Raw genomic sequence first — 12,091 nt, 5'->3', positions numbered from 1 at the left:
GACTGGGAACGCTGGGGCAGCGTCCCCATCGGCTTCGACGCCGGCCTCCTCCACGCCTACAGCCTGCGTGTCCCCGCCGTCTCGGCCCGCGTACGACAGGAGTTCGCCGACGTCCTCGAAACACCCGCCGGACGGGTGGGGGAACTCGCCGCGCTCTGCGAACTGCTCCAGTCAATCGCCCGCGGCGAATACGCCGACATCGCGGAGGCCCTCATGGACCGAGCCGAAGCCCTCACCGGCCGACGGCCACCCGTCCCACCCCAGCGCTGACAGGTAGGCGTGAACGCCCACCCCGAGTGGTTGGGCCGTGTGGGCGGAGGCGGCGTCCTCCGCTCCACGGCCACTTCACCACGAGCAATCCTGGCGCGCGCTCGGACGCGGTGGTGTCGGCGCGCACCGCACTCTGCGGCTTCGACCCGCAGTGTGCCGCCCGAGCCTCAGCTTGCCGTTTAACGTCTGAATGCGGGGCCGACATGTCAGGGGCTCGCGTTACCTTGCTCGGCTTGAGCCCTGTGGACGTCGTCGAGGTGCCTTGCTTGCCGCCTTACAAGCAACTCGTCGATAGGTTCGAGAACTCGATCCCATGCGGGCTCAGCGTTCCGTGACTGGTTGGGAGTCCGGGCATAGCCCTGAGCTGCGGTGATCGCCTTGTCGTAGAGGTCGTGATCCGTTGGGAGGGCGGTCGCACGCTCACGTCGCAACCACGCGATCAGCCGCGGCATGTCACGGGACCAGCTCGGGTTCGCCAAGGAGCGCACGCGCAGATATCCCAGTCGATCCCACCATCGGCGGCTGTGCCACTTGCGGGAGTCTGCGGGCGGCAAACCGGGGGGTAGGTCCTTCACTAAACCCATGTTGCCTGGTGGCGGCACTTGTGACTACGGGGTTGCCGTTCAAGCAGTTCGTGCTGACCGCAGCCGCAGCCGCAGCCGCGGCCCTCCGGCACCTGTGGCAGCCCTACGTGGGGGCGTCGGTGCTCCCCAAGAAAGGGCGCTGGCTCCGCGGCCTGCTCGTTCTGCTGCTCGTCACCTGCCTTACCAGCGGGTTCCGGGCCGTGCCGGACTCCCCTGGGAGCGCCCTCCTGCGCGCCTTGGGGGCGGGTATGGCGGTATGGCTCCTCTGGTCCAAGAAGCCCACGGGACGCTGACGCCGGCCGGTGACAGTAGACCGGGTGGGCCGTTAGGCAGGGCAACTGCGACAACGAGGTCAACGACCATGCCCACCAGCACCCTGCTCCGCGCCGACGGGACAGAGGAGACCTACACCTACTTCGACGGCGTCATCCGGGCGGTACACGCAGACGGAACCCGTTGCCCCCGAACTGGCAAGGGCCGCCACACCCAGCGTCCGCCCGACCCGCGCTGTCCCGGACGCACCCAGTACGTGGTGACCTGCCGCGTCTGCAAGTGGGAGAGCAAGTGTCCTTCGTACGCCAAGCTGCGGGCGGAATCGAAAGAGCATGCCCGGGAGTGTGACGACCGCCAGCCGTACATGATGACCGCCCAGGAGTTCGTGAGCCTGCCACCAGCCGAGCAGGCCGCCCACCGCGCGTGGAACGAGATGCGCAACGCGCTGCCGCCCGAACTGCAACCGCCTGCGCTCACCGTCGCACAGCACCGAGAACGCACCCAGGCCGCACGCCTGGCGCCGCCGCTTAATGCCCCGGTGCTGCCGGCCGATACGTCGCCGCTGCCCATGGCGCCAGGCATGTTGAATCAACCGGAACAGGTTCCGGACACGACCGAAGCAGCAGCCCGCTCAGCGGCTGTTGAGGCAGCGCGGGCCGCCGGGCGGGTCTACGTGGGCATCAGCCGCACCGATCGCGGCTGGTGCGTATACGCGCAGCCCGACACCGATCCCGCATTCCGACCCCATCTCGCCGTCACAAGGATCCTCGGGCAGGCCGTTGCGCGGCTGGTACGCGAAGGCGACGCCCTGGGGGGAGGAAGCACCAGCGCTGTGACGGCCGTGACCGGGGTACCCGACGAGTACCGGGCACGGATCTACGCCCTGGCCTTCCAGAACGCTCATGCTGGCGACCTCGATCGACTCCTGAGGCTCTGGACGGTTTGGCGCTGACCGGCATCTGTCCCCACCGGATTCCGCAGCGGTGACCTGCTGGCAGGCCGGCATCCGTCACACGTCGCCGCCCAGTCGGCCGTCCCATCCCCGGCCGGCCTGACGTGGAACGGAGACTGCATCCTCCGGCTGACGGCCAGGTTGCGGTCTGCAGGATCAGAGGGCGGGGTCATAGGTGATGCGGGCGTTGGGGCAGGACGCCGCGTACCGCAGCAGTGCTTCGCGCTCGGCTTGGTCGACGGCGAGGCCCCAGCGGTGCTTGGTGGCGACCCATTCGCCGAGGTAGCGGCAGTGGACCTGGGTCATGGGCATCCAGGTGGCCGGGTCCTGGTCGGACTTCTGCCGGTTCGAGCGAGCGGAGACGCCGACGAGGGTGACATCGGAGCCGAGGTCGTTGGCGTAGCGGCAGCGCCGTTCGGTGGTCCAGCCGTAGCCGCCGGAGTCGTGGACCTCGGCGAGCGGGATGAGGTGGTCGATGTCGACACCGGACGGTCCCTGAACCAAGACGTCGTCGTAGTAGGAGTGCCACACCCCGCCGGTCAGGGAGCAGCCGGAGCCGATCGTCGGGGCCTCGATGGCTTCGGCGATGAGGACGTCGTTTCGGGCGGTGCAGCCGTTCTTGTCGTCGTCCTTCCAGTGCGGGTACAGCTCCCGCTTGTAGCCGTCGCGGATCTCGTCAGTACCTGTTCCTGAGCCATGCATGACAGAGAGGGCGTCGAGTGCGGGTCTGGCTGGGTATGGTCGGCATTTAGGTTCTGGTGATGGGTGAGGGGGCGGTGTGATCGGGCTTGGTGTGTTACTGGGGGCGGCGGTGTTGATGGTGGTGACCGTGCTGCGTCGAGGGAAGCGGCGGCGCACGGAGAATGTGGATGGCCTGCTCATTGAGCAGGCTCGAACGGCGCAGGCAAGAGCTGACCGGAGTTCTTACAGATCGGATGAGGCCTTGCTCGCCTCGATGCTGAGGGATAAGTACAAGCCCTAGCTGGGGGATCCCTCCCTGTACCAGAGGAAGATCTCGGGGTCGCCGTGCCAGTCGGTGCGCCCGATGTTGAGCACCTTCTCCTGAGCCACGCGTGACAGCGGTGATGACCGGTGGCTGGGGTTTCCAACGAGGGGTGTCGCTCCTTCTGGTGAAACGAAGGGGATGCGACTCCGCTTGGACCTACCGTAGTCAGAGTGGAGAAGCGGGGCGAGGCCGGGTGCGGTTGGTGGCGGTGAACGAGTCAGTCCCGGGTGTGTTCGCGAGGGGCTGGCTGACCGGCTCGGCGGGACTGTCGGCGGGTAATGCGCCTGGTCATCAGCGTGATCGCGGCCCAGGTGATCAGTGATTCAGAGTGCTGGATGAGCCGCTCGTAGTCGCGGGCGTGTCTGCGGGCGTGCATGACCCAGGCCAGCGATCTCTCGACCACCCAGCGGCGGGGCAGGACAACGAACCCGACCGCGTTCTTGGGTCGGCTCACCGTCTTCACCGTCAGGTCGAGGTACCTCTTGGCCCAGGTCACGAGCTGGCCGGCGTAGGCGGAGTCGGCCCATACGATGGTGATCTCGGGGTGCATGAGCCGCAGCCGGAACAGGACTTCCTTGGCCGCGTCGCGGTCGGTCATGTCGGCCGGGGTGACCATGACGAACAGCGGCAGGCCCTTGGTGTCCACGACCAGGTGCCGCTTGCGGCCGTTGATTTTCTTGGCGGCGTCGTAGCCTCGCGAGTCGCGGCCGACGGTCTCGGCGGCCTTGACCGACTGGGAGTCGATGACGGTGGCGACCGCTCCGGGCGATCGGCCCATGTCGCGGCGGATCCGTTTGCGGAGCTGGTCGCGGATCTGTCCGATCACGCCGGCGGCGGCCCAGCGGGCCATGAAGTTGTAGCAGGTCCGCCAGGGCGGGAAGTCCTTCGGCAGAGCCCGCCACTTGCATCCGGTGTCCACGACATAGCGGATCGCGTCCACGATCTCCCGCCGCGGATGCTTCTCCGGACGGCCGCCTCGCGGCAGTTCGCAGGCTGGGACGGGCAGCAGCGGTTCGATCAACGCCCACTCGTCGTCGAAGGTGTCGGAGGGGTAGCAGCGGCGCCGTGCCATCTGTCCCCTTCCTTGCTGGGCCGCCTCGACGCGGCCGGGGCCGCTCCGGCCAGTCGGCCGCAGTACGCCGCTGCGGCCGACGCCGCGCGCGAGCTGGCCGACCGGCTGACACCAGCCGGGCCCGGACATCCCTGGGAAGGCGTGCGGTTCACGACCTCCTTGGGGTCGCGGACGCCGCTCGACGTCGTGCTGGTCGAACCGGAGCTGGTCGCCGAGATCATGGTGGACACGGCGCTGGAGCGCGGGGCGTGGCGGCACCCGGTGCGCTTCGCCCGGCTCCGGATGGACGTCGCCCTCGCGGACGTCCCGCCCTTCGGCGCGGGCGCCGAGCCCGCCAGCGGGTGACCGGCCGTGCTCACCACCCCCGACGCCGTCAGGGGCCGGCGAGGATGTCGTGGGTGCCAATGCGGCGCCAGATGACGTGCTGTACGCCGGGGCGGAGCGCAGGCCCGTATTGCCAGGTGGCGCGTCCTGCGGGTCCAGCGCCCATGGAGCAGGTGAGCTCGTAGATGCCCGATGCGCGCTGGACGCGCTTGACGCGGAGGCCGGCGCGGAAGTGCCCGCCGGTGCGCAGGTCCTCGACGAAGGCCGCCACGGTCTGGCGGAAGCGGCGGCGGCGCTGTTCGGGGGTGAGGCGGTGAAGGTCGGAGGCGAAGCGGGGCAGGGTCTCGTACGTGGGCACGGCGAACTCCTCCAGGACGCACGAAGCCCCCGGCCGGCGGGGCGCGGTGGTGGCTAGGGCCTGTCCGACGGATCATGTTGAGCAGGGCTCGGTTAGGTTGGCTGCATGTCTTCTGCACTTGTTGTTGGTTACGACCCGCAAGCGATACCTGGCGTGGACGGAGAGGCTCTTCGTGCGGCGCTCGACGCGGAGCTCGCCCGGTTCGGTGAGCACGGCATCGACGCGGCCATGACGCTCGTCGTGTTCGACGAATCGGCCGAGTCCAACCTCGTCGCATCGTTGACCAAGCAGCCGTGGGATGTCGTGGTCGTCGGCGCCGGGATCCGCAAGACCGAGCCGCTGCTTCCGCTCTTCGAACAGATCGTGAACCTGGTGCGGCGCCATGCGCCCCAGGCCGCGATTGCGTTCAACACCAGCGGCGGGGACAGCGTCGAGGCGGCACAGCGATGGCTCTGAACCCCGGCTGTCCGATCACCTCTTGAGCCACAGTCGGATCGCGGCAGCGGTAATGGTGCCCTGGAAGACGTAGGCGCGCTTATCGAACCTCGTGGCCACGGCCCGGAAGTTTTTCAGGGCGTTGATCGTCCGCTCCACTTCGTTCCTGCGCCTGTAGACCATCTTGTCGAAGCCGGCGGGCCGCCCGCCTTGGCAGCCGCGGCGCTTGCGGTTGGCCCGCTGGTTGTTCGGCTCGGGGATGGTGTGCTTGATCTGCCGTCTGCGCAGGTAGCGGCGGTTGCGGCGCGAGGAGTACGCCTTGTCACCGCCGAGATGGTCCGGCCGGGTGCGGGGACGCCCGCCGCCGAGGCGGCCGACGCGGATACGTTCCATGACTGGGATGAGCTGCGCGCCCTACCGGCCCTGAGTGATCAGCAGGTGCCAAGGGGTGGCGCCCGCCTTCCCCAGCCAGGTGGATCTTGCCGGGATCGACCAGCGGCTCATCGGCTGGCAGTCGACCCGCCGCCAGCAGATCGAGGACGCGCTGCCAGTCCTCACGGCCGAGTACGAGGAGCGGCAGGGGCATGCGCCGGGGAGCGGGCCGCCTACGCGCTGGCCTGCCAGGCCGACCAGACCCGCTCACCCAAGCGCACGGAGCTGCTGTCGCTGACCGAGCTGCGCGAGCGGTGGTGGGCCTCAGCCATCGCCGCGTTCGGCGCCTGCACCGTCTACCGGCTCGCCGAGCCGGCCCGGACGGCGGCCGCGGCGGTGTGGGCGCGCATGCGCCCGGTCATCGACAGAGCGCTGGCGGCCGTCAACGTTGCCGCCGCGGTGTACGTGATGCGCGGCGCCTTCAAGCACCACCACCTCCTCGCCGAAGCCCGCCGTCACCTCTCCTACGTCCTGCGCGGCCGACCTCACCGGTCCGGCCTGGACGAGGAGATAGTCCAGGCGGCCATCGACAGCTACACCCGCCCGGCCAGCCGGCGGATGATGACCGCCGACCTGCGCGCCCTGTACCCGCACGACACCGAAGACCAGGCCGTGCTGCGCGCGCTGACCCGGAAGCGGTCCGCCACCCCGTACGAGCGGGCCCGTCTCGCCGCGGGGCGCTGACCGTCCGCGTCCACGCACTACGCCGCGCGGACCGCCTGAACTCCCGGCCCCGGCCGCGCACCGTCACCGTGCCGACCACTCCGAGCCCTCGCCCGAGCTTGCGCCCGGGGCGGAGGGCCGGCCGGGACCTGGAGCCGATGACGGACGTCACCGCGGTGGAGCTGACCAGCCGGACGCTGGAGACCGCCGCCGCCGAGATGGCCGCCTGGCTCCAGGCCGGGATCCGGGAGCGAGCCGCCGCCCGCCGCCCTGCACCACAGCCCGCACCGGCGACGTCCCCGCCGCGCTCCCAGCAGCCTGTCCAGCCCGCGCCGGGCCGGACACCACCCACCGGAGGAATCGCATGACCACCACGCCGCCCGCGGACCCGAGGATCGCAGCCGTCGCCGCCCGGCTGAAGGAGGCCGCGCAGAAGCGCGCCGAGGCGTACGCGCCGTCGACGGACTGGCAGCCGATCTGGAAGCGGCCCCGGAAGCCGAAGCCCATGAAGGCGAAGAAGGCGGAGCTGGCCAAGCAGCGTAAGCGGCTCAAGGCGGCCGGGGTCCGCCGGTTCTACGGGGCCCAGTCGCGCCGGCCCCGGCAGAACCGCATCGGCAGCGCCGCAGCCCGCCGCGACGCCCGCGCCCTGTCCCGGATGCGGCACTCGAACGCCTGGCTGTGGTGATGAGGCCCGGCCATGGTCCATCGAGTGGAACGCCCGAAGTTCGGCAGCTCGCATCGCGTGGGCGCACCTTCTGTGGCTGAGGCCCAAGATCGCACCCGTAGTAGGAACGTGGAGCGTCACATGAGAGCCCTGGGCCGCCATCGAACAGATCTTTTCGCGGGGATGTCACACTCGGGACCGCTCGATGCTTTAAGACCCAGACGCAGCGCACAGCGCACTGCACGGTCAAGGGGTGGTCGTGGATCCGACATTGATGACAGTGATCGTTGCGGGGGTGACCTCGCTGCTCGGGCTCTTCGCGAGGCTGGTGTACAGGGCGGCTCGGGATAGGGCTGAGGTGCGCCGCGTTGAGCTTGCCCAGCGGGGCCTTTCGGAGCGGGTGAGGTCACTCCCATCCGGCAGCACGCTGACGGAGAAGACGTCCGGGCACTCCGTCGAGATTCTGATTGGTGCTGCAGACAGCGCCGGGGCGGGGCGCTAGTGACCGAGGTGCCAGCTTTGCCCATGGTGACAGTGGCAAGGGCTACACGGTCACGTATCTACCAGGACCGGCAACAGGGGCAGGAGGAGCTGGAGGCCTTCTACCGAGCCGAGATGCCGAGGATGACGGTCTTCCTGCTCAACCTGGGAGCGAGCGTCTACGAGGCGGCGGACGCCGGGCACGAGGCCTTCCTGACCTTGCTTCCGGATCGGTGGAGAGAGATCGAGCACCCCAGCGCGTGGCTCCGGACGGTTGCCTATCGGAAGTACTTGCGGCAGGCCACCAACCGTACCCAGCCGTTGGACCCTATTCCGGAGCGTCCAGGCGGTACATGCCCCGTGGACCTGGTGCTGCTCACTGAGCAGCAGGCGGCAGTCCGGGATGCTCTTGGACAACTGTCGCCGGCCGAGCGCGAGGCGATGGCGTGGAAACTCGATGGGTTCACGCATCAGGAGGCTGCTCAGGCTCTCGGGAAGGACCCTGCAGCTGTACGGCAGTCCTACCTACGGGCACGGAAGAGGTTGGCCAGCAGTCTGAAACTGAAGGGGGAGGCGAAGTCCGGTGAGTGACGAGTACGAAGACTTCGACGCCGAGACCGAGGACCGGCTCGATGAGCTCCTTGGCGATTACCAGACCAGTCTCCTGTCGTCTGTCGGTTCAGCTCTGGATACGACCGCCGGCTTCCGCCAGGCCACTGCACCGAAGCCTGTCCCCTGGACGGACGCACGCCGTGCGGTGCACAGCCAACACATCCTGGCGGTCCGTCCGTTGCATGAGGATTCACGCTTTGTGTGGGCGATGGTCCCGAGCGAGGCCTTGCTCGCAGCTCTGGATGCTCTCCAGCACGAGAAGCTTCAGCTGGAGACGTTCGCGGACGACATTGCGACGTATCCCGTGGCGTGCCCAGCGCCGCCCGCAACACGCGTGCCACCCGAAATGGCTGTCCGAATGGCCGTCGCAGAGCTGCGAAGGATCAGCGAGCTCCTAGGTGCCGGGCGGGTCACTAAGCAGTCGGTGTCTTCGGAGTTCGACGGCGCGGAGAAAGCTCTCGGAGATCAGGTCCACGGCTGGTGCGAGGCTCTGGGGGGCATCCCCCCCGCGGAGCGCAGTCGCATGCAGCTTGAAATGTGGCTGTCGGCGAGCTTCATGACCAGGCTCGACGGTCTGCTGCTTCTCCGAGAGAAGATCATCAAGCTCTTTGAGGACGTACCCCAAGGTGCTTTCCAGCTCAGCTGACCCGCTGGCCCGCCCCGTGTTCATGTCGCGTGAGCACGGGGCACATAGCCATCTTGGTTGCTCCACCCCCCACGAGGAGGCTCCGCTCTCCGTCACGGTCTCCTTGCCGAGGACCGAGCCGAACCGTGTCGTGCGCAGAATTGATGTCAGCGGTGCGCAGAGGCTGGTCGTCCTGAACGCTGCAGGACACCTGTTGTGACAGGCGGGCGCGGTGGTGTCCACCGCGTTGCGAACCGAGTGACGGTGGCTCCGCTCTCGGGCGCATCACGATGTCCCGCACCACACCAGGTGCGCACCATCCGCACTCTCGCCCGCACCCGGTACGCCGCACCTGCACTCTTGCCCAGCACGGGCCACCCCCTTGTCCAGGTTCGGCTGCCCCCTTGACCGGGGTCGGCTCCACCCCTTGCCCAGGTTGTCCACCGGCACGTTTCACCTTGACACAGCAGGTTGCGGCCGCCGATCAGGGCCTGGTCAAGGGGGTGTGTGATAGGGCCTCGCCAACGCGGAGGCGCACCACCGTGGCGGTCATGCAGTCCCTGATCGCGGTGGAGATCGTGCTGCGCGACCGCATCCCGGGCGCGGGCAAGAAGCAGCTGCACCAGCTCATCAAGCAGGGCGCCGACACCGGCATCCTGACCGCCCGCCAGGCGGAGTACCTCGACGACGGGCGGAAGATCCGCAACGGCATGGCGCACGGCAAGACCACGCACGCGGCGATGCCGCCGGCCATGGCGGTGCCGATGGTGACGACCTCGTCACTGTCCTCTGACACTGACGTTGGACCGTTTGCCACCGAAGTTGGACCGCTGGCCTGGCGGCTTCCGTTGCCGAAACCTGAGGCAGTAGGCACCAGAGCCTTGCTCGTCGTTCTCGAGTCGAACGTGCTGCCAGCATGTATGTCGGCATGGCTGTGAGCGTCAAGGTCGCAGATGCTTGAGGGTGAACTCGGGCAGGGCGTAGGGGCCGGCCTGGGGCGCGGCCGGGTCTTCCGGGGAGTCCGCCGCAGGAATGCCCGCGGCATGGTGTTCGGCGTTGTCGACGGGGGTGTAGGCGAGTTCCGCCGGGTCGGGCAGGGCCCAGAAGCGGCGGCTGTTGGCGGAGACGGCGTACGCGGTGGTGAAGCGGATGGAGGAGGGTGCGACCAGGGCGGCCCGCAGGTAGCCGACGGCGTCGCGCGGGCTCAGCCAGGTTGCCAGGTGTCGGGGCTCGGTAGGCAGATGCTCGAAGCTGCCGATGCGCAGGCAGACGACGGACAGGCCGAACTTGTCGGCATACAGCTGTCCGAGCGCTTCGACGGCGGCTTTGCTCACTCCGTAGAGGCCGTCGGGGCGTACCGGCTCCTGGGGGCTGGTGAGGTGCGCGGCAGGGTAGAAGCCGGTGACGCGATTGCTGCTGGCCAGCACCACCCGTTCGATTCCTATGCGCCGCGCACCCTCCAGGACATGGTGCGTGCCCAGCACATTGGTTTCGAGCAGATCGGGGAGGGGCGCCTCGTCGGGCACGCCGCCCAGGTGGAGCACCCGGTCGGCTCCCGTCAGGGCCGACTCCACAGCGGCGGCGTCCCGCAGGTCCACAGTGTGCACGTCCTCGTTCTCAGCCTCTGGGCGGAGCGGCACGCGGTCGAGCAGGATCAACCGCTCCGCCGCGCCCCGCAGCGCCTCCCGCGCCATGGAACCGATGGTGCCCGCCGCTCCCGTTACTGCCACCGTTCCCAGAGTCACTGTGTCTCCCCTCATTTCGACAACCCGGGCATCTTCGCTCCCGTTGATCCACTCAGCAAGGCGGGTGGGGAACCCGCGAAACTCCACTTACCTTTTGCGTGAGACACGGGGACCTCCGGGAGCGCCGCCGACGATCCAACTTCGATGGCAGACGGTCCAGGTTCAGCGTCAGAGGACAGCCATTGAGCTGGACGGCCTGAGCCCCGCGTTCTATCTCCTGCGTGCCCTGGTAACCAGAAACGCCACTCCGACGATGACGATCACACCGATGGCGATGATCCAGAAGGCCGGGGAGCCCTGCCCCGCTCCTTTGGCCAAGAGCTGCATGTTCGACATGTCGTTTCCCGTCCCATCCCCGGTATCTGACTACGCCCCGTCATTCAGGTGCCCGGTCAACGCGTACCCCGTGAACCCGTCCAGCTTCGATGGCAGGCGGTCCAAGTTCACTGGCAGAGGACACCGATGGTCCCAGCAGCCACCGCCCGCAGGTCAAAACAGCAAAAACCCCGGCAACGGTCTCGGCCTGCGCCCGGCGGACGCGAAGAGGAGGCCGGTGCCTGTACCGGTCCCAGGCGCGTGCTCTCGGGCCTCCGGGGGAACGGCTCCCCACAGGTTAGTGCTGCTCGGCGTAGCTGAACCGGCGCGCTCCCAGTGCTGGCCAGGGCCCGGCGGCATCCGGTCCGGGGGCGGGCAGGCTGGCCAACGGTGTCCTGCCGAGCGTGATGCGGTGAGGCCCGACAGCCACGCGTGGCCGGAAGAAGCGACTGCGTGTCCTGAGGGAGTACATCAGCACTTCGTCGTGCTCGTTGCTCCAGGTGACCAGGAAGCCGAGTGTGCCCAGCGGCCATGTCCGCACGGTCAGCTCCGCGTCCTGGGGGACGGCTTCGTCCCGCTCGTCTGCGCCGTACTTGTGGACCGTCTGCTTGTGCTCCCAGGCGGGTTCGCCGAACAGGTCCTTGACGTAGTCGTGGCACACGTATGGAGCCATCCGCCGGTAGGCCCTGATGAGCTGCCGACGCTTTCCCAGGCTCGACCGCCACCACCCCCGCACCAGACCGAAGAGGGTGTAGAGCGCTGTCAGAACGGCGGCCAGCGTCCAGACGTTCAGCTTGGTGTCGATCGTGGGCAGGAAGGTCACTGTGGCATCCTGCCGCACGGTCACACCGCCTGGCCGGGGAAGCAGACTTCTGCCGGTCAGGTCGCTTGGGTCAGGTCGATGTGCAGCACCGTCTCGTCGTCCCGGTAGGTCTCCTCTTTGGTGCAGCCGAGACTGCTCTCCAGCAGGGAGACGACCCGTTCCCGGTCGTCGGCATCACCGTGCAGGACGACACGCGCGGTGCCCGTCGTGGGCAGCAGGGAACTTGCAGCGCTGCCGTTGCGGGGCTGCCGTGCGTCGATGATGAAGTAGCCGGCCCCAGGTGCGGTCTCACTGCTGGACAGCACCTCCATGAAGGCCGACGTGACGATGCTCTTGACCTCGGTGTAGGCGGCATCTGTCCTAGCCGTGCTGATGGAGGGCGCGGACTGGCCGGTGATGGCCCGCCAGCTCGTCGGTCTTCAGCAGGCCGGTGTCGACCTCGGTACGTTTCTGCCGCA

At 68.4% G+C, this 12,091-nt stretch carries 16 protein-coding genes and 2 pseudogenes; 11 read left to right on the top strand and 7 right to left on the bottom strand.

Annotated features, from left to right (window positions below):
• From ACZ501_RS34905 to ACZ501_RS34895, 3 genes and pseudogenes are all read left to right on the top strand, one after another.
• Nucleotides 1-270: pseudogene (locus tag ACZ501_RS34905) on the top strand (hypothetical protein); the annotation flags it as partial.
• Between the two features lie 604 nt (nt 271-874).
• The gene (locus tag ACZ501_RS34900; protein ID WP_468800791.1) at nt 875-1,147 is read left to right on the top strand and encodes a hypothetical protein; all 273 of its coding nucleotides are present in this window, start codon (nt 875-877) and stop codon (nt 1,145-1,147) included.
• A 68-nt stretch (nt 1,148-1,215) separates the two neighbouring features.
• On the top strand, nt 1,216-2,079 hold the full coding sequence (locus ACZ501_RS34895) for a hypothetical protein (RefSeq protein WP_468800788.1): 864 nt from the start codon (nt 1,216-1,218) through the stop codon (nt 2,077-2,079).
• Between the two features lie 156 nt (nt 2,080-2,235).
• Here the strand turns inward: ACZ501_RS34895 and ACZ501_RS34890 are convergent, their stop codons facing one another.
• Nucleotides 2,236-2,781, bottom strand: coding sequence for an HNH endonuclease family protein (locus ACZ501_RS34890; protein ID WP_468800786.1), 546 nt, complete (start codon nt 2,779-2,781; stop codon nt 2,236-2,238).
• Nucleotides 2,782-3,302: 521 nt separating this feature from the next.
• Entirely contained in the window at nt 3,303-4,157 is an 855-nt protein-coding gene (locus ACZ501_RS34885) for an IS5 family transposase (protein WP_468800783.1), read from the bottom strand.
• A 12-nt stretch (nt 4,158-4,169) separates the two neighbouring features.
• Here ACZ501_RS34885 and ACZ501_RS34880 point away from each other — a divergent pair, with 12 nt between their 5' ends.
• Complete coding sequence (locus ACZ501_RS34880) at nt 4,170-4,502, top strand: hypothetical protein (protein WP_468800780.1); 333 nt, start codon at nt 4,170-4,172, stop codon at nt 4,500-4,502.
• A gap of 28 nt (nt 4,503-4,530) precedes the next feature.
• On the opposite strand, the gene ACZ501_RS34875 is transcribed toward ACZ501_RS34880, so the two are convergent.
• Entirely contained in the window at nt 4,531-4,839 is a 309-nt protein-coding gene (locus tag ACZ501_RS34875; protein ID WP_468800777.1) for a hypothetical protein, read from the bottom strand.
• Nucleotides 4,840-4,944: 105 nt separating this feature from the next.
• On the opposite strand from ACZ501_RS34875, the gene ACZ501_RS34870 reads away from it, so the two are divergent.
• Complete coding sequence (locus ACZ501_RS34870; protein ID WP_361596602.1) at nt 4,945-5,295, top strand: hypothetical protein; 351 nt, start codon at nt 4,945-4,947, stop codon at nt 5,293-5,295.
• A 15-nt stretch (nt 5,296-5,310) separates the two neighbouring features.
• Here the strand turns inward: ACZ501_RS34870 and ACZ501_RS34865 are convergent.
• Nucleotides 5,311-5,965, bottom strand: a pseudogene (locus tag ACZ501_RS34865) (transposase); the annotation flags it as partial.
• 89 nt (nt 5,966-6,054) lie between these two features.
• Between ACZ501_RS34865 and ACZ501_RS34860 the strand changes: the two are divergent.
• From ACZ501_RS34860 to ACZ501_RS34835, 6 genes are all read left to right on the top strand, one after another.
• A complete protein-coding gene (locus tag ACZ501_RS34860; RefSeq protein WP_468800774.1) occupies nt 6,055-6,390 on the top strand; it encodes a hypothetical protein in 336 nt (111 codons plus the stop codon).
• Nucleotides 6,391-6,527: 137 nt separating this feature from the next.
• The gene (locus ACZ501_RS34855) at nt 6,528-6,737 is read left to right on the top strand and encodes a hypothetical protein (protein WP_468800772.1); all 210 of its coding nucleotides are present in this window, start codon (nt 6,528-6,530) and stop codon (nt 6,735-6,737) included.
• Nucleotides 6,734-7,054, top strand: a complete 321-nt coding sequence (locus ACZ501_RS34850) for a hypothetical protein (protein ID WP_468800770.1) — start codon at nt 6,734-6,736, stop codon at nt 7,052-7,054. Before ACZ501_RS34855 ends, ACZ501_RS34850 begins: the two co-directional genes overlap by 4 nt.
• Before the next feature lie 504 nt (nt 7,055-7,558).
• Nucleotides 7,559-8,104, top strand: coding sequence for an RNA polymerase sigma factor (locus tag ACZ501_RS34845; protein ID WP_468800768.1), 546 nt, complete (start codon nt 7,559-7,561; stop codon nt 8,102-8,104).
• A complete protein-coding gene (locus ACZ501_RS34840; RefSeq protein ID WP_361596593.1) occupies nt 8,097-8,771 on the top strand; it encodes a hypothetical protein in 675 nt (224 codons plus the stop codon). The genes ACZ501_RS34845 and ACZ501_RS34840 overlap by 8 nt, the downstream gene beginning before the upstream one ends.
• Nucleotides 8,772-9,301: 530 nt before the next feature.
• Complete coding sequence (locus ACZ501_RS34835; protein WP_468800766.1) at nt 9,302-9,688, top strand: hypothetical protein; 387 nt, start codon at nt 9,302-9,304, stop codon at nt 9,686-9,688.
• A 3-nt stretch (nt 9,689-9,691) separates the two neighbouring features.
• Here ACZ501_RS34835 and ACZ501_RS34830 read toward each other — a convergent pair whose 3' ends face one another.
• From ACZ501_RS34830 to ACZ501_RS34820, 3 genes are all read right to left on the bottom strand, one after another.
• Nucleotides 9,692-10,480 carry an NAD-dependent epimerase/dehydratase family protein gene (locus ACZ501_RS34830; RefSeq protein ID WP_468800763.1) on the bottom strand — a complete coding sequence of 263 codons (789 nt, stop codon included), beginning with the start codon at nt 10,478-10,480 and terminating at the stop codon, nt 9,692-9,694.
• A 628-nt stretch (nt 10,481-11,108) separates the two neighbouring features.
• Nucleotides 11,109-11,633 (bottom strand): ETEC_3214 domain-containing protein, encoded by a 525-nt coding sequence (locus tag ACZ501_RS34825; protein WP_468800761.1) that lies wholly within the window; start codon nt 11,631-11,633, stop codon nt 11,109-11,111.
• A gap of 56 nt (nt 11,634-11,689) precedes the next feature.
• On the bottom strand, nt 11,690-11,944 hold the full coding sequence (locus tag ACZ501_RS34820) for a hypothetical protein (protein WP_468800759.1): 255 nt from the start codon (nt 11,942-11,944) through the stop codon (nt 11,690-11,692).
• Nucleotides 11,945-12,091: the final 147 nt, after the last annotated feature.

This window comes from Streptomyces sp. NPDC034085 (assembly GCF_055575555.1).
Note: the sequence above shows the minus strand (reverse complement) of the source record. Positions and strands in the feature narration are given on the sequence as shown.

Excerpts from the sequence above, each read along its gene's own strand:
- ACZ501_RS34895 (WP_468800788.1), top strand. The coding sequence starts at position 1,216 with ATGCCCACCAGCACCCTGCTCCGCGCCGACGGGACAGAGGAGACCTAC.
- ACZ501_RS34890 (WP_468800786.1), bottom strand. The coding sequence starts at position 2,781 with ATGCATGGCTCAGGAACAGGTACTGACGAGATCCGCGACGGCTACAAG.
- ACZ501_RS34885 (WP_468800783.1), bottom strand. The coding sequence starts at position 4,157 with ATGGCACGGCGCCGCTGCTACCCCTCCGACACCTTCGACGACGAGTGG.
- ACZ501_RS34870 (WP_361596602.1), top strand. The coding sequence starts at position 4,945 with ATGTCTTCTGCACTTGTTGTTGGTTACGACCCGCAAGCGATACCTGGC.
- ACZ501_RS34860 (WP_468800774.1), top strand. The coding sequence starts at position 6,055 with ATGCGCCCGGTCATCGACAGAGCGCTGGCGGCCGTCAACGTTGCCGCC.
- ACZ501_RS34855 (WP_468800772.1), top strand. The coding sequence starts at position 6,528 with ATGACGGACGTCACCGCGGTGGAGCTGACCAGCCGGACGCTGGAGACC.
- ACZ501_RS34850 (WP_468800770.1), top strand. The coding sequence starts at position 6,734 with ATGACCACCACGCCGCCCGCGGACCCGAGGATCGCAGCCGTCGCCGCC.
- ACZ501_RS34845 (WP_468800768.1), top strand. The coding sequence starts at position 7,559 with ATGGTGACAGTGGCAAGGGCTACACGGTCACGTATCTACCAGGACCGG.
- ACZ501_RS34835 (WP_468800766.1), top strand. The coding sequence starts at position 9,302 with ATGCAGTCCCTGATCGCGGTGGAGATCGTGCTGCGCGACCGCATCCCG.
- ACZ501_RS34820 (WP_468800759.1), bottom strand. The coding sequence starts at position 11,944 with ATGGAGGTGCTGTCCAGCAGTGAGACCGCACCTGGGGCCGGCTACTTC.